The organism is Metabacillus arenae, from assembly GCF_014773385.1.
In the GTDB taxonomy this organism is placed as follows: domain Bacteria; phylum Bacillota; class Bacilli; order Bacillales; family Bacillaceae; genus Metabacillus_D; species Metabacillus_D arenae.
Window position 1 is genome coordinate 16,298 of record NZ_JACXAI010000021.1, and the last position, 22,325, is coordinate 38,622.

The window sequence follows — 22,325 nt, forward strand, 5'->3', positions numbered from 1 at the left end:
AGAGGGGATTACGATGAAATATACAATTGTTGATAAGGAAACATGTATTGCCTGCGGTGCTTGTGGAGCAGCTGCACCTGAAATATTTGATTATGATGATGAAGGGATTTCATATGTTATTCTCGACCAAAATGAGGGCACAGCCCAAGTGCCTGAAGATTTATATGATTCTTTGGAAGAAGCACATGAAGGATGTCCGACAGAATCGATCAAAATTTCTGAAGCTCCTTTTAATGGAAATGCCTTAAAATACGAAGAAGCCATTTAAACATTCCATATTTATTGAATACCGAATGTATGGATAAAAAATATTGCTTTAATTTATAAAGCGATTAATTACTAGGGGGAGATCAGAATGAAAAATCAAAAAGTTATCGATGTTTATCACGGATTAGTAGTCAAGTTTAAAGAATTGATTAGTGAACATGAAATTGATCATGACGATTACCAGAATTTAGTCAATTGGATGGATCAATTAGGTAAATCAGGGGAAATTCCATTGTTTATGGATGTGTTTTTTGAAACTCATGCTCTTCAAGAGATGTATAAGAACGTAAAAGGAACAGAACCAACGATTTTAGGCCCTTATTATATTGAAAAAGCACCCGAGATTCAAAATCCAGGAGTCATGCCACAAAGACAAGATGAACCAGGAGACGTTCTCTTTTTTAGTGGTTCAGTAAAAGATGTAGATGGCAATCCATTAGCCAATACAAAGATTGATATGTGGCAAGCTGATGCAAACGGCGAGTACTCTCACTTTGCTGAAGGAATTCCTAATGGCAATCTTCGATGTGTGTTCTATACAGATGAAAATGGGAATTTTGAAGTTCAAACGAGAGTTCCTGGAAATTATTCCATTCCAGCAGATGGACCTTCCGGCCAATTTTTAAAGTGGATTAACCATCATGCTAATCGACCAGCACATCTTCACTTGCTTTTGAAACCTGAAAATGGAGATAAATTAGTTACACAAATTTATTTTGAAGGTGATCCGTATTTGGAAAATGACGTGGCACAGGGTGTAAGAGGGACATTAATAACAAAACTTGAAAAACAAGAAGACCCTAATGTCATGATGGAGAAAGGATTAAATAAACCATATTATACAGCACATTTAGATTTTGAATTGAGACTTCAAGATACACCTCATCTTATCAAACAGTTAGATTACAATCGTTGAAAATAAATATAGATTAATTAGTAGAAAATCAAACCAAAGTGTAATCGCTTTCTGTAAAAAAGATTAAGTTGATTATTAAAAGATTGATCAAACCGAGTAAACCTTGTAGTTGATCAATCTTTTTTATAAAAGGTCCTTTTCTAAGAAATGCTTTAACTATAGAGATAATCTAAGTATAGGAGATTATCTCTAGTCTCATATTCTCTCACTTCACGAGATGCTATTATCCTCGAGATTGATTGATTCGGTTAAATAGCAACAACATTTATGAAAACAGTCTTAAAAGGGTGGTCACTAAGGGCCTGTTAATAAAGGAGTTTAGTTTATGCAAATGTATACGAAAGAAATGAATGATCGACATTTTAAAATCGCAGATTATCCAGGGAAAAAGGGAACGATCATTGCGATTCATGGTTTAACAGGGACACACAAAAATATGCATTATTATGCAGCAGTATTAAAAAGTGAATACCGATTTATTGCTATTGATTTAAGGGGAAGAGGAGATAGTTCTGAGACTGATGAAAGCACCTCTATCTTTAAACACGCCCAGGATGTCATAGATTTAATAACAGAACTAAAAGTTGAAAATCCGATTTTAATTGGGCATTCTATGGGAGCTTTTATTGCCTCGATTGTTGCAAGTAAATTGGAAACGGTGAAAGGGTTAGTATTATTGGATGGTGCAGCAAGAATGTCTGATCACCAACGTGACATTGTAAAACCATCGTTGGGAAGACTAAGTAAAACATATGACTCCAAAGAAAATTATGTGCAAGAAATTAAAGAAATTTATCATCGATTAGGAGTCGAGTGGACATCGATTTTACAAAATATAGCAGAATACGAAATTCAAAAAGTTGGAGACAAGTGGGAACACAAATCCACAGAAAAGAACATATTAGAGGATTTTGAAAGCTTTTATTTCTTTCATCCCGAATCAATATGCTCAAAAATTAAGTGTAATACTTTGTTAGTTTATGCTAAGGGTAGTATTGGACCGTTTCCACCTTTATTTTTAGAGGATGCTTTTGATGATACGAAAAAATATACAGCTAATATCGAAACGATTGTTTCGAATTGCAATCATTATACGATGGTTTTTGAAAATAGAGCGGAGATTAATCAAGCGATCAGCACATTCTTAGCACGATTATAAGAAAACTAAACGAGGACATCAGCGAACGTTTTTAGAAAAGAGTAATCTACAATTAATATGAATAGGGTGTTGACGATTGAGTAAAGGATTATCGTATTTTAAGGAAGTTTATGATGTTGTTCCAGATTGGGTTCAAAAAATGTACAATTATAGCCCAAATGCGCTTGATCACTACACAAGTTTACGCAGTGACATTATGCAAGAAGGGGCATTAACAAGAAAAGAGAAAGATATTTTACTAGTAGGAATGAATGCAGCAAGATTGTATGAGAGAAGTATGGTTTACCACACAAAAGGGGCCATAGATGGTGGAGCAACGTTACCAGAGCTTGTTGAATATCTCATTGTTCCGTACTTGTATAACGGGGTACAGACATTAAAAGTAGGGTTAAAGTCGTTAGAATATGCACTATCACTAAAAGGCATTGAAGTTCAGGAAGTTAGTGAGGACGAACATACAACTGAAGAACTTCTTCTTCATATGATTAAACTTTTAGGGGATGAGGACACTTCCTTTGCAACAAATGTATTGAATCATGTTAGATCAGGAGATGAAGAGTTACTTAAAGAGTATATATTAAGTGATTCCGTTGTTTCAAAAAAGATGAAACATATTCTAATGGTTGGAATATTCCTAACTGAGTTAAAAGGAGAACAAGGAGAAGTATGGATGGAATTAGCAAGAGAAAATGGAGCATCAGAAAATCAACTAGCTGATGTTGGATTTATTAGTTTATTAACTGCGGGTATCCCTGCTTGGTTTGAAGCAAGTGATTCATTACTATAAAAAGTTGGGTTAATGATAAATGAATTTTTCCATTTTTTCATATTAGCAAAATTTGGTAGATGATAGAAAGGGAAAAAAACAAATGATTTTAGAGGATGTAATAGCTTTAAAGAAGTGTATAGATGAATATCGTCAGAGTATGTACCAATTAGCAAAGAAAAAGGGCATTTCTGATCCTAATGTAATACAAATCAGCCAACAACTAGATAGAAAAATCATCGTGTTACAAAAAATCATATGCGATTTTTAACTTTTTTCAAAAGCAGAATTTCGATTATCAATATCGAACGTCAACAAGATCAATAGAAATAAGGAGTTCGATTGGAGGATGGAAACATGTTAAAACTCTATCAAGATATAGAATCAGCAATATCCTGTGTAAAAAATGGTTATACGTTAATGGTAGGCGGGTTTGGATTAATTGGTGCTCCTCTAACATTAATTGATGGTTTAACAAAAAAAGATGTAGAAGGATTAACAGTTATCAGTAATAACTTAGGAGAAAAAGGCAAAGGATTAGGTGCTCTCTTAAGTCAAAAGAAAATCAAAAAAGCCATTGGATCTTATTTTACAAGCAATCGTGAAGTCGGAGATTGTTATCAGAGAGGCGAAATTGAATTAGAACTATTACCTCAAGGGACCCTATCTGAATCTATGCGTGCTGGTGGTGCCGGCATCGGTGGGTATTATACAAAAACAGGTGTAGGAACAGAACTAGCAATAGGTAAGGAAGAAAGGGAAATTAACGGAACTAAATATATTTTTGAGCCGGCTTTACGAGCAAATGTTGCGTTGATCAGGGCCTGGAAAGCAGATACGCTCGGTAATCTCGTTTATTACAAAACGGCTCGTAATTTCAATCCGCTTATGGCGACAGCAGCAGATGTAGTAATAGCGGAAGTAGATGAAATTGTTGAACCCGGAGAACTGTCACCGGAAGAGATTGTAACACCACATTTATTCGTCGATGGCGTTATTAAAGCAAAAAAAATCTTGACGAAAGAAGGTGTTATTGATGTCGAGTGAAAAAAATCAAATACAAGAATTAATAGCAAAACGGGCGGCGAAAGAACTAACAGGTCCTTGTGTGGTGAATCTTGGGATTGGAATTCCGACATTAGTAGCAAAATTTATTGATGATGAAAAAGTCTATTTTCATACGGAAAATGGGTTGTTAGGTGTTACCGATATTGAGGAAGATCAAATTGATCCCAACTTAGTAAACGCAGGAAAATTACCAGTTGGTGAAACCATTGGGGCATCATTCTTCAATAGCGCGGAATCTTTTGCGATGATTCGTGGAGGACACGTTGATGTGGCAATTCTTGGTGTTTTACAGGTAGATCAGTCAGGGCAAATTGCAAATTGGGCGGTTCCAGGTAAGAACATTATGGGGGTAGGTGGAGCAATGGATTTGCTTGTAGGAGCAAAGAAAGTCATTGTAACGACGACCCATACTTCGAAAGATGGAAGTAGTAAGTTATTAAAAAAGTGTAATTTTCCAATTACATCAACAAGAAGTGTAGACTTGATTATTACTGAGCTAGCAGTCTTTGAAGTTGGAGAAAATAACTTAAAATTAATCGAATTAATGCCAGGTGTCACACTTGAAGAAGTGAGAGAAAAGACAGAAGCCGACTTTATCGAACGAATAAAGGAGGGAGTTAAGTGAAAATACATTCATTAGATGTGTACATAGTAGATTTACCAACAATTAGACCTCACCATTTAGCGATGCATACGATTGTAACACAGACAATTGTGATTGCTTGTATGAAAAGCGAAGATGACCTAGAAGGCTGGGGGGAAGTTGCAACAATTGGTGGAGCTTCATACTCTGAAGAAAGTCCAGAAGCCATTAAATGTAATATTGAAAAATACATTAAGCCATTAATTATTGGGAAAAACCCAATTAACTTTGATGCTCTTACACATATGATAGGTATACATGTTAAAGGGAATTATTTTGCAAAAGCGCTGGTTGAATCCGCAATGGTCGACTTAGTAGCCAAAACAAGGAATATTCCAAGTTATGAATTATTTGGAGGACAGTGTCACACATCATTGCCTGTTGCTTGGACATTAGCAAGTGGCGACACGGAAAAGGATATTGAAGAGGCCCAACATTGTTTAGAAACAAAAAGACATAATATATTCAAATTGAAAATTGGAAAAGGTAATCCAAAAAAAAATGTTGCACACGTAATCAAAATTAAAGAAGCAGTTGGAGAGGCAGGCAGTGTTCGTGTTGATATTAACCAAGCCTGGGATGAAGTCACTTCTCTGTATTGTATAGAAGCATTAGAAAATGGTGGCGTGGACCTCATTGAACAGCCATTAGTTCGTTGGGATAATGAAGGGATGTCAAAATTATCCTCGCGATTTAAAGTGCCAATCATGGCAGATGAATCACTTGGAACCATTCAAGAAGCTTATCAAATTGCAAAGCATGGAGCAGCCGATGTGTTTGCTCTAAAAGTCCCAAAAGCAGGTGGCCTTACTGCAACTAAAAAAGTAGCTGCAATTGCAGAAGCGTCCGGAATTCCAATGTATGGTGGAACAATGATTGAATCATCATTAGGAACAGCCATTTGCGCTCAACTGTACTCGACAATTCCTGAAATCACATTTGGTACAGAGCTGTTTGGTCCCTTATTATTCAAAGATAACGTAACAGCAAATCAAATAGAATATGGAAATTTTGAGATTAAAATTCCACAAGGACCTGGCTTCGGTATGGAGATAGATAAAGAAAAAATTAAGCATTATTCAAGAGATATGTAATGAATATAAGCTAATCGTAAATACAACAATCTAAATAGTGAATACCATCAAGGGGATGGTCGTTGGATAGGATTATAGGAAAGCTATTAATCTATTGATTGAGGAAATAGCACCAATACAACAAGCGATAATTGTTGTATTAAAAGCAGTTCAACAAAGAAATAAAGAACATTTGGAAACAAAAAGGATAGATGGGAGTTGATAACTTGTCGAATGTAGTTATTATTGACTCTGTTCGAACCGCTATTGGAAAGTTGGGAGGAGCATTAGAAAATATTCCTGCTGATTTTCTCGCAGCTCATGTACTTGATGAAGTGGTCAAACGAGCAGATATTTCAAATGACATTGTTGATGAAGTAATAATGGGACAAGCGAAACAAAGTTCCGATGCCTCGAACTTGGCGAGGGTATCACTACTCCGAGCGGGCTTTCCGGATGCAATACCAGGGTATACAGTTCACCGCCAATGTGGTTCCGGTATTCAAGCGGTAAACTCAGCTAGTCAGCAAATTCAATGTGGACTAGGAAAAGTGATAATTGCAGGCGGAGCAGAATCTATGAGTACAGCTCCCTATTATTTGAGAAATGTTCGTTTTGGTCTGAAGTCAGGAAATGGACAATTATTGGACCCCAACACTGAAAGCCAACCTGGTTCACAGCCTATTGAGACCTATGGAATGTTAACAATGGGTATGACAGCAGAAAATTTAGCGGAAAAGTATGCTATTTCACGAACGGAACAAGATGAATTTGCACTTAGGAGTCAAGAAAATGCTAAAAGAGCCATTTCTACAGAACTCTTTTCTCAAGAAATTGTTCCTTATCAAATTAAAACAAGAAAAGGGATAACAGAGTTTAAAGTAGATGAGCATCCACGAGAGACAACCTTAGAAAAATTAGTCCAGTTAAAACCAGTTTTCAAGGAAAATGGGACTGTTACTGCTGGAAATAGCAGCGGACGAAATGATGGGGCAGCGGCTTTATTACTCATGTCAGAAGGTGAAGCGAAACGTCTTGGTAAAAAACCTAAAGCAAAAGTAATTGCACAAGCAGTTGCTGGTGTAGCACCTACTATGATGGGAATTGGTCCTGTCAATTCAACATTGAAAGCTCTTCAGGTCGCTAATTTAAAATTGCAAGATATTGATTTGATTGAATTAAACGAAGCATTTGCTGCACAGGCGTTAGCGGTAATAAAAGACTTAAATCTCGATATAAATAAGGTGAATCCCAATGGTGGTGCTATTGCTATGGGGCACCCAATAGGTGCTACAGGAGCAATATTAGCTACAAAAGCTATTCATGAATTAGAACGAACAGGAAAAAGATATGGGTTAATCACTTTATGCATTGCCGGCGGCCTTGGCATAACAACTATTATAGAAAATACCCAAGTATAAAGTATATTTTTTAATTCTAGTGAAGTTAATGAGTTAATAATTCGTTCCTACTAAAATTTTTATTATGGCCGACATCTCATTACCAATTATACAAATATAGTTGAGCCTGATTGCATTACTTAAATCATTTTAACGAGATGATATACATTCAATCTTAACATAATCAAATTCAAATTGGCTGGCTTATCTTTGCCTTAATTACACTTTTAATTTATGAAATTGTTAAATTATTGCCCCTCCCTATGGATGGGCTTCTTTGGCGTGGCAATACGATATGAATGGCTATTTTTTGTTTACTAAGACCCAAAGACCATGCACGTTATTAGCCCAGCTGTCATAAAGTAACCTGAAAAATTGTTTTCTAGGAGGAAGCCTATGTCGGAAGATGAGAAAAATTATAATAGAACTGATCAAGACTATCCGATGTATCCTAATTATGGGAAAATAACGCGTTATCAAGATGTTCCTATCACCGTGCCAGAGCAACGACAGCTCCGCCAGCCTGGTGTAGAAAAATGGATGGTGCCGCGGCCAATTATTGAAAACCCTAATTACAAAGGCAGTGGAAAATTATTCGGAAAGACTGCCCTTATTACAGGAGGGGACAGTGGAATTGGTGCCGCAGTCGCCATTGCTTTTGCTAAGGAAGGGGCTGACGTTTCCATTTCTTATTTAGATGAGCACGAGGATGCAAATCGAACCAAGAGCAGAATTGAAGAAATCGGGCAACGTTGTTTATTACTACCAGGTGACTTAAGAGAAAAACAGCAATGTATTGATATCGTGGAACAAACGATTCATACATTTGGAGAACTCCAAATTCTTTGTAACCACGTCGGTATCCAGTTTCAGCAATTAAGCTTGCTTGATATTACAGATGAGCAGTTCGATAATACGTTTAAAGTAAATATTTACTCACATTTTTATACAACCCGTGCAGCACTTCCGCACTTAAAAGCAGGAAGTTCGATCATTAATACAGCTTCTGTTGTCGCGTATGTTGGGAATAAACAATTGATTGATTATACAGCAACTAAAGGGGCAAACGTTAGTTTCACACGTGCTTTAGCTAACAATCTCGTAGATAAAGGCATCAGGGTAAATGCTGTTGCCCCTGGACGAGTATGGACACCCCTTATTCCGTCAAGTTTTTCTGCTGACGAAGTAACACAAGTTGAAAATCCAATGCAGCGTCAAGGACAGCCATTTGAAATTGCTCCTACTTATGTTTATCTCGCTTCTGATGATTCACGATTCGTTACTGGACAAACCCTCCATGTTAACGGCGGGGAATGGACCTCTTCTTAAATACAAGCAAAAATTTAATGAATACCATTAAATCGATTATGTTTTTACAGAAATCGGTTTTATTTTTTGGAAAAAAACTCTTTTTCAGAATGACCGTAGTTTTTAAGGTACAACAATTTGAAGACTTATTTCCTGATTATTAGTTAATGTGTGTATACATATCTGAGGCTCAACTAAAACCGTTCCCAAAAAGATTTCTCGGTTAAGCATCTAAATTTATTTGTGAAAAATCTTTTAATGCTTCAAAAATAGTTATCATAAAGAACTCCATACAAATTAAACCTTTCTAGTTTTCCCACGTTACAAAATATTATATTATGTTAAGAATACTGGCTTAGAATCATTTTCCATCAATATCACTTTTTAATTCTATGTAGAGACTTATTTTGAAAAATTCATTTAAACGTTTAAACCTATTTGCAGCAATAATCAGGAAACAGAAAAATCATCCCAACAATCTGTAGAGAATCATGAAATAATAATCATTCATGAATAATTTTAAAAAAATAAAACAATTAAATTGACATTTACATGAGTAGGGATTAAAGTTACCTTAGCTAATAATTAACTTAATTAACTATTAATGAAATTAATTAAGTGAGAGAGTATGATTATAAAGCTTCACATACAATTGGACATCAAGCTAATTCACTTAGTTTAAATTGATGATTAATGCTTCTTAAATAGATTTAGAACTTTATATAGAAATAGACTGGATAACTTTATGATTTATTAATGAATGGAAGCAAATACTAACCTGAGGGTTATTAAAAACGTAAATGAAACATTGAAAAAATAGATTAAGTCACATGGTATATCTTTTAATTTAAGGTGGTTTTTGAAATGGAGCATTTGAGTCAAAAAGAAAAAATCGCAATCATGATTGCGATAATTGGAGCAATGTTTTTTGCAGCAGTAAATCAAACGATTGTCGGAAACGCTCTTCCTAAAATCGTTTCAGAATTAGGAGGACTTGACTATTACAGCTGGGTTTTTACCATCTATATGTTAACCAGTGCAATCACAACAATTTTAGTGGGTAAGCTTTCTGATATATATGGAAGGAAACCTTTTTTAATTATTGGAATCATTATATTCTCTATTGGGGCATTTCTTTCAGGAACGTCTACTGATATTTTCCAACTTATTACTTATAGAGGGCTCCAAGGATTTGGTGCTGGTATGATCATGTCAACGGCTTTTACAGCAGTTGGGGATTTATTTGCTCCTAGAGAACGAGGAAAATGGCAGGGAGCAATGGGTTCAGTTTTTGGGATTTCAAGTGTAATTGGACCGACATTAGGTGGATACATTGTCGATAATCTTGAGTGGCAGTGGGTATTCTGGGTGTTTTTACCGCTTGGAATATTGGCGCTTATTCTTATTTGGAAGCTGTTTCCGTCCATTGAGAGAAATCAAGGAGAAAAAGTGGATTATGCAGGTGCATTTTTCTTAACTGCAACAATAGTCTTTACATTACTCGGCTTTTCTTGGGCAGGGACGAAATATGATTGGGGCTCAGCCCAAATTATTGGCTTGTTTGCCGGAGCTGTTACAGCCCTTGTCATTTTTATTTTTGTGGAAAGAAAAGTGAAGGATCCTATCCTGCCGCTTCATTTATTCAAAAATGGTATTTTCTCCATTTCAAATATTATCGGATTTTTGATCGGAGTTTCCATGTTTGGAGGTATCATGTATGTGCCTTATTTCATTCAAGGAGTATTAGGTTATTCTGCTACACACTCCAGCTTCTTAACAATGACGATGACACTTGGTCTTGTTGTAGCAAGTGCGATTGGCGGACAAATTATTTCAAAAACTGGTAAATATAAAATTCAAGCGATAATAGGGCTGTGTGTATCAACAGTTGGTTTATACCTATTATCAAGAATGGATATGAATACATCCCAATATTCATTAGCAGCATTTTTAATTCTACTTGGATTTGGGATTGGCATTGGAATGACTGTTTTCACCTTAACTGTTCAGAACGCAGTAGATCAAAGGCTGTTAGGGGTTGCAACAGCATCTTCACAACTATTCCGTTCTGTTGGGGGGACAGTTGGAGTTGCCATTATGGGTACACTTTTAAATTCAAGAATGCAAGATAAAATGGAAAGCTTCAGCCAAAACATTGCTACGAACAATATGGCCGCTTCACCGGAATTAGCAGGAAAAATCGAGGCACTTAAGAATCCTCAAATGCTGTTGGATCATGAAAAACTAGACCAACTTCGCGCTTCATTTCCGGCAGAAGCAGCACCTTTCATTAAAGGAATTATTGAGGAGCTTCAAAATGCTATGAGCTACGCTTTGTCAGGTGTCTTTTTATTTGTTACTTTTACGATGCTTTTAGCCGTATTGTTAACTTTCTTCCTAAAAGAAATCCCATTAAGAAGTGAGGCAGACAGTTCTGTAAATAAATCTCCTAATAACATGAAGCTGCAAGAAAATAGAGGATAATTCTTTTCAAGGGTTTACCTATAGTGCTAGTACTTATAGGTAAACCTAAATTTTAAAAATAAAACCTTGTAAACTCATAGGAATAATGTATAATATAAATAAATTCAAAATTTTAAATAAATGACTGATTGGAAAACCAAAGGTCCTTAACTTCTGTTAAGGGCTTTTTTTGAAATATAAGAAAGTATAAGTTTTTGTACCAAGTTTTCGTGTCTAGCTCCAGCGCCTAGCCCGCCTGAGGTCATAAGCCACAAATGAATTGAAGGTAAAGAACACCTTCATTTCATTTGCGTCTTATGCTTGTCGGAGCTGAACAAGGCGCTTGCGCTTTTCTTAATCTTAGGGAGGATTAGAAATGAGAAAATTGATTATTTTTGCTTTCATCGGGTTGTTAGCTCAGCTAATTGATGGAGCATTGGGAATGGCTTATGGGGTAACCTCAACGACATTACTGCTCACATTCGGAATTGCGCCTGCTGTTGCTTCTGCTTCTGTACATTTTGCAGAGGTTGTCACAACAGCTGCTTCCGGAACTGCCCATATAAAATTTGGAAATGTGGATAAACAAGCTGTTTACAGGCTGATTATTCCAGGCTCTATCGGAGCTTTTGCGGGGGCTTGTTTTTTAAGCAATTTACCAGGTGATTCGGCTAAACCATTTATTGCTGTTTTTCTTTTACTGCTGGGGGTTTATGTTCTTTTTCGATTTTTATTTAAATTAGAAAACAACACCCAATCTAAAACGATCGGGTTAACCCGCAGACAATCTATTCCGCTCGGTTTGATTGCAGGATTTGCTGATGCAACAGGGGGAGGTGGCTGGGGGCCTATCGCAACACCTGTCCTTTTGTCTAAGAAAGGAACATCTGCCAGAAAGGTGGTTGGAACAGTCGATACGAGTGAATTTGCGATTGCCGTTTCTGCTACACTCGGTTTTCTAGTTTCACTGGGGTGGGAGCAGGTAAACTGGTCTTGGGTATTTGCTCTTATGATAGGCGGAATCATCGCAGCACCAATAGCTGCCTGGCTAGTAAAAAAATTACCTGCCCATCTTCTTGGGGTTCTCGTTGGTGGATTTATTGTTTTAACTAATTCAAGGACGCTTATAACAACTTGGTCTGTAGATCCAAGTGTTGTACCATTTATTTATGGATTTATTCTGATTGTTTGGTTTTCAGCGATCGTGTATGCGATCAGAAAAAACAAAATCAAACAAGAGGAAATAGTAGAAATGTGAATCTAAAAAGGAATTTATAATAACAATCAAGGAGAATTAGAGGCTGACTCAAACGGTCATTGGAAATGACTTATAGAGCCAGCCTTTCTTTTTTAGGAAAATAGATTTTTCTTTATCTTATTTGTTTCATCCATAGGAAAAGGGAAGACGGCATCCCTATTCTTCCTCCTTTGCCAACGTTCGTGTGTCTTAGATAATCTGATAGGCTTATAATAGCAATTCAGCCATTTTCCCAGGCATTCCGGCCAATTTTCATGTGAATTCATCCAATCCACCGGTTCTCTTACATATATTTAGATTGAATTATTTCTTCCACTTTATATTGCACCCTAGACTAGGTTTTTGCTCTTGTGGAATGGGTTCGTTATTTAAAATGGCTTCTAATACAGCTCGGATTGAATCACCAGTTACAGGTTTATCGTTACCTGGTCGTGAATCATCAAGCTGTCCCCTGTAGACACTTTTAAGATTGCCATTAAATACAAAGAAATCTGGAGTACATGCTGCATCATAGGCTTTTGCTGCTTCTTGTGTCTCATCGTATAAATAAGGAAACGGGTAGCCGAGCTTTTCAGCAGTTTTTTTCATATTTTCAGGAGAATCGTCAGGAAAATTTTCTACATCATTTGAACTAATCGCAATAAACGATATCCCTATAGGCTGGTAATCTTCTGCAAGTCTAATTAATTCTTGATCAACATGTTTAACAAACGGGCAATGATTACAAATAAACATAATAACTGTTGCCGTATCAGATTTTAATTCGTCCAAGCTCTGCATTTTTCCATTAACTGTATTTAACAAATTAAAGGGGGGTGCAGTAGTGTCAAGGGGTAGCATGTTTGATTCTACACGCGCCATAATATATCATCCTTTCTATTAGATTTCTCTTAAAGTATAACGAAAAAAACTTATTGTGTGAATTGAATGATCCAGCAATTAAAAACCAAGCATAAAAAATAAAGAAGAGACTCAGAAAATGAGTCTCTTCCGGCTTAAACAAACATCACGGTCATTGTTGATTTCTTATCTGCTGTTCTGCCATTGCAACGAGGCGCTTGGTCATTTCTCCTCCGACAGAACCGTTTGAACGTGCGGTTGAATCTGCCCCAAGCTGAACTCCAAACTCATTGGCGATCTCTTCCTTCATTTGATCTAAAGCATTTTCTGCCCCTGGTACCAAAAGTTTGTTTCTTGCCAAGGTCCTTCACTCCCCACGATTATTTGAGCAAATTAGTTTGCTCGTTTTTAAAATATCCGTTTAGAGGAAAGCTGATACGTGATAACATTTGGTAAAAGTTTGGTTTATATCTTACATTGAGACAGTTTCCATTTTGTATATACTCAGGTAAATTGGCAAAAACACTAACAAAGGAGTTGAGTAAGATGGACAGAGATAAGTTTATGCCCCAGTCAACTAAAAAAACAGAGATTACAATTCAAACTGATGAAACCTACCCAAATCAAAGGAATATAGCTGGAAATTCCGTGGATGAACATAAAAATCTGGAAATAGCAAATGCCATTATAAGCGGGGACGAAATAAAACAGCAAAATGAAAATTTATAGAGTGAATTGAGAAGCAGAGAGTAAATGTCTCTTTGCTTTTTTTATTTTATCTTCCCGCTTAATAAATGAATGAACAAGGTTTTTCAATGTGGAGAGCTTTACCTTATGTCCGTTTATTAGGAAGTAAAGTAGGCAAATTTCTCGGTATGTGGCGAATATCATCAGAAGAAAAGATCTGTACTACAACTCTTGATCCATGGACAGTGGCCCGTATAAGAATGGGCTGATTATAATGGTTGATAAAACAGAAATCAGGGCCATACCAACTGACGGTAGCATCACGGCCTGGAGGTACATAAGGAACACTTCTGCTATGGGAATACCTTTCAACAATCTTTACACCAGCATTATCTACAGCATTGAATAACGTAGAAGATACCTGACAAATCCCACCTCCAATTCCTTCAGATAATTCTCCTTTAACGATGATAGGTGCTCTCTGATATCCTTTATCAACAGTTCTTTTTCCTACAACTTTGTTAAATGAAAATCTTTCGCCTGGAAAAATAACTTGATTGTTTATTGCTTCTGCAGAAAGTGAAATATTATGAGTCCGTTTTTTATTGGTTACCTTAAAAAATGTGACATATTGTCCAATTAATTTTACACGAATGTTAGCAAGCAATTCACTGTCGACTCTTGGATAGATTGTTTTAGTAGGAACCTCTACTGTAGAACGATTGCCCTCATAAAAATAGGAATAAAACCTTTCTGTAAACTTCTTCCGATTTAATCTATACCCCGGCTTTTCAGAAACAATCCTTGCATACTCGTCTAATCTCGCATTAATAGGCGGTTTGTACATTTGTTTTTCCAAATCGTCTAAAAACAAGTGATATTTAGGATAATTAAGAATTGGAATATCAAGTAAATGAGTATTAAAGTCATCTCGATGAATCGTTGTCATTTTATGACCATCATGCATAATAGATAAATGATCAGATGTGGAGACAGGTTGAGCAAATACTAAAAATCCAAAAATCCATAAACTTTTCATTTCTAGTCACCTCTTGAATGTAGTATTTGTTTGAAAATAAATTTCATGAGAAAAAAAGAACATAGGTAATTTTTTACAATTAAACTTGACGTAGCTTGGACAAGCACTAAGGAGTACATACATATATCGTCAGACATATGAGAAAAGCTTTTGGTATTTTAGTAATATTTTAGTAATATTTCATTAAAATGATGATTTTTTACCTATTGTTTATTGGATTGATGTGAAGATATGGTCTTTTTTATTGATTTATTAAGAAAGTATTGAAATTATAATTAATTATTATTGAATGTAAACGATATCTTTGTTAAACTCATTTTAGTTAATGTAACTATTTATTTACTAATCTTTTACTAAAGTGTTGATTTTATTTGATTATTTAAGGAGTAGATTATATTGAGGAAACTTAATAAAAACTTTTGGATTTTTGGTGCATTCTTTTTCCTTTATTTCTTTATCTGGGCAGCCTGTACACCGTTCCTATCATTATGGTTGACTAAGGTAGGAGGGTTAAATGCCACTAAGACAGGAATTATTTTCTCAGCTATGTCAATTGCTGCAATTTGTTATCAGCCATTTTTTGGAGTTATTTCTGATAAGCTAGGCTTGAAAAAGAATTTGATATGGATTTTTATTGTTCTATTAGCTTTTATTGCGCCATTCTTTATTTATGTTTTTCCGGCTTTACTAAAAACAAATATCATTTTAGCGTCATTAATTGGCGGCGCTTACCTTGGAGCGGTTTTTAATGGTGGAGTAGGAGCCATTGAAGCATATATAGAGAAAGTAAGTCATGTAAATGCGTTTGAGTATGGTCAAGTTAGAATGTTTGGGTGTATTGGTGCTGCATCAAGTACATTTGTTACTGGTAAATTATTTAATACGAATCCTGATTTAATCTTTTGGATTAGTTCTGTTATGGCTCTTCTATTAGCCCTTGTTTTTACCTTTGCTAAAATGGGGAATAGCAGTTATCAAGATAGAAATACTGAAAATGCTCAATCAACATCGAAAGAATCGACCTTGTCGATCTTCAAAAATAAAAAGTTCTGGTTTTTAGTCATATATGTTGTTGGTGTAGGTTGTATTTATGATGTGTATGATCAACAATTTGCTGTATTTTTCACACGCTTTTTTGCTACACCTGAAGAAGGTACAGAGGTTTTTGGAAACCTTTACACATTGCAAATTTTTATGGAAGCAGTCATCATGCTTATTGCGCCGTTTATAATCAACAAAATTGGGGCGAAAAACGCTCTCCTATATGCCGGCTTTATCATGTCTTTACGAATTTTAGGGTCAGGCTTTGCGGAAGGGCCGATTGCTATTAGTTTATTAAAATTAATGCATGCGATCGAGGTGCCAATCTTATTAGTCGCAGTATTTAAATATATTTCAGCCAATTTTGATATGAGATTATCAGCAACCATTTATTTAATAGGGTTTCAGTTTTCTAAACAAATTGGAGCGATTTTTCTATCAACGATTGTAGGAAACATGTATGATACGGTTGGTTTTGAAAAGGCCTACATTTTATTAGGTACGATTGCTTTACTATTTACAATTATTTCGATCTTTACTTTATCAAATAACAAAAAAATCGCTATGGGATATGCAAGTGTTCGTAAAGTGAGTTAAAAAGATTATTAATTGGTTTATTGTAAAATGAATTGTAAAACTTATAAATTGAAAAACCAGTGTATGAAACCTTATCTTTGACATTTTATTTACATCCTTCATTAAAAGGGCAGTCTTCTTTCATATAGAAAAGAAAGGATTATTTGCTATAATAAAGAGTCTGTATAACAACTAGCCTGAGGTGAATTTTTATGATGAAATTTGAAGAAAGGGTTCACAAATTTGAATACAAGTTAAATGATACAGATGACCAAATTGTGGAGTATATTATTCGTCATAAAAAAGAGATAACTCAATTATCGATACAAGCTTTAGCTGCCGAAGTATATACCGTTCCAAATACAATTTCGAGATTGTGTAAAAAATTAGATTATGATGGGTATTCACAACTGAAAAATGGAATTAAAGAAGAAGTGAAAAACGACAAGATTAAGGACCAAAATGATATCCGATTTAATCTTAATAAAACATATAACCTTATTGATATGGAGAAAATGACTTCCATTACTAAAATAATGAGTGAGGCACATCGGGTTCTTTTCTTTGCTGTAGGAGATTCTGTTCCTTTTTGTGAGATCATGGTGAAGAATCTTAAAATGGTTGGAAAACGAGCGGAATTTTATTTACACCGGCATGAAATGATGAGTGAAATAAATCAACTTGATAAGAAGGATGTCCTCTTTATCATCAGTTTTTCGGGGGAAACATCCCAAGTGATCGAAATGGCTAATTTAGCAAATGAAAGAGGGGTTCAATTAGTCTCTTTAACTCACTTTAACCGTAATACATTACAAAAAATTGCTACTATTAATTTGTTTTGTTATGCACCTAAAGTTACAATAAATGGATATAATGCAACAGATCGAACTTCTGTGATGATCATTTTAAGAGTGCTATCAGAGTGTTATTGGAAACAATCAAATGCTGTGTATAAATACACGTGAAAGCGCTGTATTAAAATGAATCCGTGTAAAAGTAAGAAGAAATCTCTTCTTGCTTTTTTTTGCGTTAAGATAACATTAATAGAAATAAACGTTTGGATGTCACAAGTCATAAGGGGGTAACAATGATGTTATTAAAGAACATGACTTCGCCAGAACTAATTAGTATAAATCAAGCGTTCACTACGAAAGAGGAAACCATTAAATATTTAATCGAACAATTAGATAATGCTGGTAAACTTCATTCAGCAGAGGAGTTTTTCCAAGCGGTACTAGAAAGAGAAGGTTTATCACCGACTGGATTTGAAGGAGGATTAGCGATTCCGCATGGCAAATCTTTGGCTGTAAAGGAAGCTGCTTTTGCGATCACAACCTTACAGAAACCAATTAGCACTTGGGAAAGTATCGATCCAAGTAATCAGGTAGAATTGGTTATTTTGTTAGCAATTCCAGAAAGTGAAAGCGGATCCACTCATCTCTCCTTACTATCAGAACTAGTTACAAGGCTTTCAAATAAAACCTATAAAGACCGGTTAATCCATTCAACAACTAGTGAAGTGCTTTTTAACGAGTTAGATCATCTGGATGAAAATAAACAAGAAGAGGATACAAGTGCTGAGACAAATAATTTAAATAAAACGATTCTTGCCGTAACGGCATGTCCTGCTGGTATTGCACACACCTATATGGCTGCTGAAGCCTTAGTAAAGGCAGGAAATGAATTAGGAATTGATGTGGTTGTCGAAAAACAAGGAGCAAACGGAATCGAAGACCGTCATACAAACGAACAATTAAATAAGGCGGACTCTGTTATCTTTGCAACAGATGTAGCTCCTAAAAATGAAGAAAGATATCATCACCTTCCAAAAGTAAAAACTTCAGTTGCAGCGCCGCTTAGAAATGCAAAGCAATTATTGGAGCAGGCTTTAGAGAAGTCTGAAAACACTTTTAAAAAAGAATATAAGGTAAATGAACATGTACCTTCTGAAGAAATTGAAAAGTATTCAATGAAAAAAGAAGTGAAGGATTCACTTCTTACAGGGATTTCTTACATTATACCGGTTATTGTAGCCGGAGGAATGACGCTTGCTGCTGCAGTCTTTCTTTCTCAAGCTTTTAACCTGCAAGATCTCTATAACACCGAAGGATCGTGGTTATGGCTTTTGAGGCAGCTTGGGGGAACTTTACTAGGTATGTTAATGATTCCTGTTTTAGCGGGCTACATGGCATACTCTATTGCCGATAAGTCAGCTTTAGGACCTGGCTTTGCAGCCGGTGTTGCTGCCAACTTAATTGGCAGCGGTTTCCTAGGTGGTATGCTTGGGGGTCTCTTAGCAGGTTACTTCCTTAAATTGATGAAGCATTATGTAAAACCTAAAGGGACTTTTGCCGGTTTTGTTAGCTTTTGGGTATATCCAGTTGTAGGAACGCTTTTTGTAGGGTCTATTATGTTGTTCGTGGTTGGAAAACCGCTGGCTTTTTTAAATGAAGGATTAATTGCTTGTTTAAATGGACTATCTGGTGCAAATGCGCTTATTCTAGGAGCGATATTAGGGGCCATGGTTTCATTTGACTTGGGAGGTCCGGTCAATAAAGCGGCTTATACCTTCTGTATAGGTGCGATGGCAAGTGGAAATATTGTCCCGTATGCAGCGTTTGCTTCAGTGAAAATGGTTTCAGCTTTTTCCGTAACAGGGGCAACAATAGTAGGAAAAAAATATTTTAGTAAACAAGAACAAGAGATTGGCAAACAGACATGGTTATTAGGTTTGGCTGGCATAACTGAAGGGGCTATTCCATTTATGATTAACGATCCGCTGCGGGTTATTCCATCTCTGATTGCAGGCTCAGCAGTCACTGGGGCCATTGTTGCCTATTTCAATATTGGGCTGAATGTTCCTGGCGCTGGAATTTTCTCATTAGCATTACTGGAAGGTCAACCATTAATACTTGCAGCTATTGTTTGGTTTGGGGCCGCCATTGTTGGGGCATTGATTTCCATGATCCTATTAATTGTCACTCGTAAAAACAAATTAAGAAAAGAAAAAAGCATTGCATAATAAGGTATTGCAAGGAGGCGCAGCAATGAGAAACGTACACATCGTTCCACATATGCATTGGGATCGAGAATGGTATTTTTCAACTGAAGAATCTAGAATCCTTTTAGTTAACAATATGGAAGAAATTATGGAAATGTTGGAAAATAACCCTGATTACCCACATTATGTTTTAGACGGTCAAACGTCTATATTAGAGGATTACTTTGCGGTTAAACCGGAAAATAAAAGTCGAGTTAAGAAATTGGTCCAAGAAGGCAGGCTTATTATTGGCCCATGGTATACGCAAACAGATGAAATGGTGGTAGGGGGAGAGTCGATTGTCCGTAATTTGCTATATGGTATAAAAGATTGCGGTGAATTTGGTTCACCTATGCAAATCGGGTATCTTCCTGACTCTTTTGGACAATCTGCTCAAATGCCGCAAATATTAAATGGTTTTGATATTCAATATTCTATTTTTTGGCGCGGCACTTCTGAGCGCCACGGAACAAACAAGACAGAGTTTTACTGGGAAACGGATGATGGATCAAAAGTGCTTGTCCAGCTGTTTCCACTTGGATATGCAATCGGAAAATATTTACCTGAAGATGAACAAGAACTGCAAAAACGGATAGATAATTATTTTTCAGTTCTCGATCGAGGGGCTACAACAGACCATATTATTATTCCGAATGGCCATGATCAAATGCCTATCCAAAAAAATATCTTTTCAATTATTGATAAGCTCAAAAAACTGTATCCTGAACGTGAATTCTTTTTAAGTAAATACGAAAATATCTTCCATGAAATAGAAAAAAATAAGGAGTTGCCAACATTACAAGGGGAATTTCTTGATGGGAAATATATGCGGGTCCACCGCAGCATCTATTCGACCAGAATGGATATAAAAGCGGCAAATACTAGGATCGAAAATAAAATTACTAATAAGCTGGAACCATTAGCTTCTTTGGCATACAGCTTTGGATTCGAATACCACCACGGATTAATCGAACTAATTTGGAAAGAGATAATGAAGAATCATGCACATGATAGTATTGGCTGCTGCTGCTCAGATAAAGTCCATCAGGAAATAGTTAATCGATTTTTCCTTGCTGAAGAGAAGGTGGACCAGCTAATCAATTTTTATAAAAGAAAAATTGTAGATTCTATCGATACAAATGTGAACGATGATAGACTGACAGCCTTTAACCTTCTTCCATATGAACGTGAAGAAGTGATTACTACAACTGTCCTAACGAAGCATAAATCGTTTACGCTCATGGATGAGCACAAGAAAGACATAAAGTTTGACGTGTTGAAAATAGATAGCCTTGATCCAGGGTTGATTGACCGCCAAATTGTTCATTATGGAAACTATGACCCATTTTATAAATATACAATTCAATTAAAAGACACTATTCCGGCTCTAGGGTATAAGACATATTTTGTTGCTGTGAATGACAATGAAATGGCTGTTTCAGGCAATACTGTTTCCAAAGTAGATACGGAGTTCTATGAAATTAAAGTAAATTCAAATGGTTCATTATCCATTTTTGACAAAAATATAGAAAAACACTTTCAGAATGTTCTCTTACTTGAAAATGGTGGAGACGATGGAGATGAATATGACTATTCTCCATTAGAAAATGAAAAATTAATTTATAGCGATCAAGTTGAGGCCGAGGCTGATATTAAACAAACCAATTATGGTTCAACAATCGATATTCGTTACAAATTAAAAATACCTGAAGATTTAACGAAAAGAAAATCTCAAATCAACGACAGTTTTGTAGATGTTCACCTAATTGTAGCTGTATCAAATCACAAACCATTGATTGAAGTGAAGTTTAATCTTGATAATCAAGCGAAAGATCATAGGCTGCGGGCTTTAATTCCAACAGGGATTGCCTCTACGTTTTCCATTTCTGATAATCAGTTCGGTTTTATCAAAAGAAATGTCTACGATGAGGCAATGGATATTTGGGAAAAAGAAGGCTGGGATGAACGGCCAGATTCAATCTTCCCAATGTTAAACTTTGCAGGGCTGTCAAATGCAGACTATGGATTTTGTTTACTGACCAACAGTTCGAGAGAATATGAAATTGTTGGAAAAGAACATGACACCATTGCCGTAACATTGTTTAGAAGTGTGGGATTTCTTGGGAAAGAAGAGATGTTAAGACGCCCGGGACGCCCGTCAGGAATCAAACTTCCGACTCCTGATTCTCAACTTATAGGTAAAATCAGCCTTGACTTTGCTTTAACCACACACAAAAATCATACTTTGAAAGCAAATGTCGCAAGGATAGCTAAGGAGTACCAGACACCGATTGAGACATACAATAAAATCCCGCATGACGCCATGAAGCTTAACAATGCAGACGTGAAAACTCCTTTAAGCTACAGTCTATTGAAGGAAGATCACCCTTCTGTTGTATTAAGCACATTAAAAAAATCGGAGAAAGAAAAAAAGTTACTATTACGTTTTTACAATCCAACTGATTCTGAAACAACTGCCAGTTTTCATTTTAATCAACCAATTGCAAATTCAAATTTAACTAATTTAAATGAAAAAATAATTTATAATATACCTGTTATTGAAAATAAAGCGCAAATTAATATGAAAAAGAATCAAGTTAAAACAATTCAATTTTAAATACGGAAAACTCATTAGTTCTTATATGAAGTGTTTTACACTATATAATGATGCTAGTGAGTTTCCTTTTTTTATCGCGCACTTAACAAACAATTTTCAGCAAAGAAAATAGGAGAGCAGACAGTCATCGGAGATTCAATTGTTTAGAGTGATTAAGTCACTTA

The 22,325-nt window shown here is 35.8% G+C and carries 20 protein-coding genes; 17 read left to right on the forward strand and 3 right to left on the reverse strand.

Annotation, left to right across the window (positions count from 1 at the left end; translation table 11 throughout):
• Positions 1-13: 13 nt before the first annotated feature.
• From IC621_RS15850 to IC621_RS15905, 12 genes are all read left to right on the forward strand, one after another.
• Positions 14-268, forward strand: a complete 255-nt coding sequence (locus IC621_RS15850; RefSeq protein ID WP_191159308.1) for a ferredoxin — start codon at positions 14-16, stop codon at positions 266-268.
• An 87-nt stretch (positions 269-355) separates the two neighbouring features.
• Positions 356-1,183, forward strand: coding sequence for a dioxygenase family protein (locus tag IC621_RS15855; RefSeq protein ID WP_191159309.1), 828 nt, complete (start codon positions 356-358; stop codon positions 1,181-1,183).
• 325 nt (positions 1,184-1,508) lie between these two features.
• Positions 1,509-2,342 carry an alpha/beta fold hydrolase gene (locus IC621_RS15860; RefSeq protein ID WP_191159310.1) on the forward strand — a complete coding sequence of 278 codons (834 nt, stop codon included), beginning with the start codon at positions 1,509-1,511 and terminating at the stop codon, positions 2,340-2,342.
• 76 nt (positions 2,343-2,418) lie between these two features.
• Positions 2,419-3,129 carry a carboxymuconolactone decarboxylase family protein gene (locus IC621_RS15865; RefSeq protein ID WP_191159311.1) on the forward strand — a complete coding sequence of 237 codons (711 nt, stop codon included), beginning with the start codon at positions 2,419-2,421 and terminating at the stop codon, positions 3,127-3,129.
• A gap of 82 nt (positions 3,130-3,211) precedes the next feature.
• Positions 3,212-3,379 (forward strand): aspartyl-phosphate phosphatase Spo0E family protein, encoded by a 168-nt coding sequence (locus IC621_RS15870; RefSeq protein ID WP_191159312.1) that lies wholly within the window; start codon positions 3,212-3,214, stop codon positions 3,377-3,379.
• Positions 3,380-3,465: 86 nt separating this feature from the next.
• Entirely contained in the window at positions 3,466-4,155 is a 690-nt protein-coding gene (locus IC621_RS15875; protein WP_191159313.1) for a CoA transferase subunit A, read from the forward strand.
• Positions 4,145-4,801 (forward strand): 3-oxoacid CoA-transferase subunit B, encoded by a 657-nt coding sequence (locus tag IC621_RS15880; protein ID WP_191159314.1) that lies wholly within the window; start codon positions 4,145-4,147, stop codon positions 4,799-4,801. The genes IC621_RS15875 and IC621_RS15880 overlap by 11 nt, the downstream gene beginning before the upstream one ends.
• Positions 4,798-5,913, forward strand: coding sequence for a muconate cycloisomerase family protein (locus IC621_RS15885; RefSeq protein ID WP_191159315.1), 1,116 nt, complete (start codon positions 4,798-4,800; stop codon positions 5,911-5,913). The genes IC621_RS15880 and IC621_RS15885 overlap by 4 nt, the downstream gene beginning before the upstream one ends.
• A gap of 206 nt (positions 5,914-6,119) precedes the next feature.
• Positions 6,120-7,313: a thiolase family protein gene (locus tag IC621_RS15890; RefSeq protein WP_191159316.1), complete on the forward strand. Its 1,194-nt coding sequence runs from the start codon at positions 6,120-6,122 to the stop codon at positions 7,311-7,313.
• A 375-nt stretch (positions 7,314-7,688) separates the two neighbouring features.
• On the forward strand, positions 7,689-8,621 hold the full coding sequence (locus IC621_RS15895; protein WP_191159317.1) for an SDR family oxidoreductase: 933 nt from the start codon (positions 7,689-7,691) through the stop codon (positions 8,619-8,621).
• A gap of 843 nt (positions 8,622-9,464) precedes the next feature.
• On the forward strand, positions 9,465-11,084 hold the full coding sequence (locus IC621_RS15900; RefSeq protein ID WP_191159318.1) for an MDR family MFS transporter: 1,620 nt from the start codon (positions 9,465-9,467) through the stop codon (positions 11,082-11,084).
• A 355-nt stretch (positions 11,085-11,439) separates the two neighbouring features.
• Positions 11,440-12,321: a sulfite exporter TauE/SafE family protein gene (locus IC621_RS15905; protein ID WP_191159319.1), complete on the forward strand. Its 882-nt coding sequence runs from the start codon at positions 11,440-11,442 to the stop codon at positions 12,319-12,321.
• 303 nt (positions 12,322-12,624) lie between these two features.
• On the opposite strand, the gene IC621_RS15910 is transcribed toward IC621_RS15905, so the two are convergent.
• The gene (locus IC621_RS15910; RefSeq protein WP_191159320.1) at positions 12,625-13,182 is read right to left on the reverse strand and encodes a thioredoxin family protein; all 558 of its coding nucleotides are present in this window, start codon (positions 13,180-13,182) and stop codon (positions 12,625-12,627) included.
• A 151-nt stretch (positions 13,183-13,333) separates the two neighbouring features.
• Complete coding sequence (locus IC621_RS15915; protein WP_191159321.1) at positions 13,334-13,522, reverse strand: alpha/beta-type small acid-soluble spore protein; 189 nt, start codon at positions 13,520-13,522, stop codon at positions 13,334-13,336.
• Positions 13,523-13,707: 185 nt separating this feature from the next.
• On the opposite strand from IC621_RS15915, the gene IC621_RS15920 reads away from it, so the two are divergent.
• Positions 13,708-13,890 (forward strand): hypothetical protein, encoded by a 183-nt coding sequence (locus tag IC621_RS15920; protein ID WP_191159322.1) that lies wholly within the window; start codon positions 13,708-13,710, stop codon positions 13,888-13,890.
• Positions 13,891-13,993: 103 nt separating this feature from the next.
• Here IC621_RS15920 and IC621_RS15925 read toward each other — a convergent pair whose 3' ends face one another.
• Entirely contained in the window at positions 13,994-14,887 is an 894-nt protein-coding gene (locus tag IC621_RS15925; protein WP_191159323.1) for a VanW family protein, read from the reverse strand.
• 396 nt (positions 14,888-15,283) lie between these two features.
• Between IC621_RS15925 and IC621_RS15930 the strand changes: the two genes are divergently transcribed.
• The 4 genes from IC621_RS15930 to mngB all read left to right on the forward strand — a co-directional run bounded on the left by IC621_RS15930 (position 15,284) and on the right by mngB (position 22,161).
• Positions 15,284-16,525, forward strand: a complete 1,242-nt coding sequence (locus IC621_RS15930; RefSeq protein WP_224752577.1) for an MFS transporter — start codon at positions 15,284-15,286, stop codon at positions 16,523-16,525.
• 191 nt (positions 16,526-16,716) lie between these two features.
• Positions 16,717-17,469, forward strand: coding sequence for a MurR/RpiR family transcriptional regulator (locus IC621_RS15935; RefSeq protein WP_191159324.1), 753 nt, complete (start codon positions 16,717-16,719; stop codon positions 17,467-17,469).
• Positions 17,470-17,591: 122 nt separating this feature from the next.
• Positions 17,592-19,526 carry a PTS 2-O-a-mannosyl-D-glycerate transporter subunit IIABC gene (mngA, locus tag IC621_RS15940; RefSeq protein WP_224752578.1) on the forward strand — a complete coding sequence of 645 codons (1,935 nt, stop codon included), beginning with the start codon at positions 17,592-17,594 and terminating at the stop codon, positions 19,524-19,526.
• Between the two features lie 25 nt (positions 19,527-19,551).
• Positions 19,552-22,161 (forward strand): mannosylglycerate hydrolase, encoded by a 2,610-nt coding sequence (gene mngB / locus IC621_RS15945; RefSeq protein WP_191159325.1) that lies wholly within the window; start codon positions 19,552-19,554, stop codon positions 22,159-22,161.
• Positions 22,162-22,325: the final 164 nt, after the last annotated feature.

Excerpts from the sequence above, each read along its gene's own strand:
- IC621_RS15850 (WP_191159308.1), top strand. The coding sequence starts at position 14 with ATGAAATATACAATTGTTGATAAGGAAACATGTATTGCCTGCGGTGCT.
- IC621_RS15855 (WP_191159309.1), top strand. The coding sequence starts at position 356 with ATGAAAAATCAAAAAGTTATCGATGTTTATCACGGATTAGTAGTCAAG.
- IC621_RS15860 (WP_191159310.1), top strand. The coding sequence starts at position 1,509 with ATGCAAATGTATACGAAAGAAATGAATGATCGACATTTTAAAATCGCA.
- IC621_RS15870 (WP_191159312.1), top strand. The coding sequence starts at position 3,212 with ATGATTTTAGAGGATGTAATAGCTTTAAAGAAGTGTATAGATGAATAT.
- IC621_RS15875 (WP_191159313.1), top strand. The coding sequence starts at position 3,466 with ATGTTAAAACTCTATCAAGATATAGAATCAGCAATATCCTGTGTAAAA.
- IC621_RS15880 (WP_191159314.1), top strand. The coding sequence starts at position 4,145 with ATGTCGAGTGAAAAAAATCAAATACAAGAATTAATAGCAAAACGGGCG.
- IC621_RS15895 (WP_191159317.1), top strand. The coding sequence starts at position 7,689 with ATGTCGGAAGATGAGAAAAATTATAATAGAACTGATCAAGACTATCCG.
- IC621_RS15900 (WP_191159318.1), top strand. The coding sequence starts at position 9,465 with ATGGAGCATTTGAGTCAAAAAGAAAAAATCGCAATCATGATTGCGATA.
- IC621_RS15905 (WP_191159319.1), top strand. The coding sequence starts at position 11,440 with ATGAGAAAATTGATTATTTTTGCTTTCATCGGGTTGTTAGCTCAGCTA.
- IC621_RS15910 (WP_191159320.1), bottom strand. The coding sequence starts at position 13,182 with ATGGCGCGTGTAGAATCAAACATGCTACCCCTTGACACTACTGCACCC.
- IC621_RS15920 (WP_191159322.1), top strand. The coding sequence starts at position 13,708 with ATGGACAGAGATAAGTTTATGCCCCAGTCAACTAAAAAAACAGAGATT.
- IC621_RS15925 (WP_191159323.1), bottom strand. The coding sequence starts at position 14,887 with ATGAAAAGTTTATGGATTTTTGGATTTTTAGTATTTGCTCAACCTGTC.
- IC621_RS15935 (WP_191159324.1), top strand. The coding sequence starts at position 16,717 with ATGATGAAATTTGAAGAAAGGGTTCACAAATTTGAATACAAGTTAAAT.
- mngA (WP_224752578.1), top strand. The coding sequence starts at position 17,592 with ATGATGTTATTAAAGAACATGACTTCGCCAGAACTAATTAGTATAAAT.
- mngB (WP_191159325.1), top strand. The coding sequence starts at position 19,552 with ATGAGAAACGTACACATCGTTCCACATATGCATTGGGATCGAGAATGG.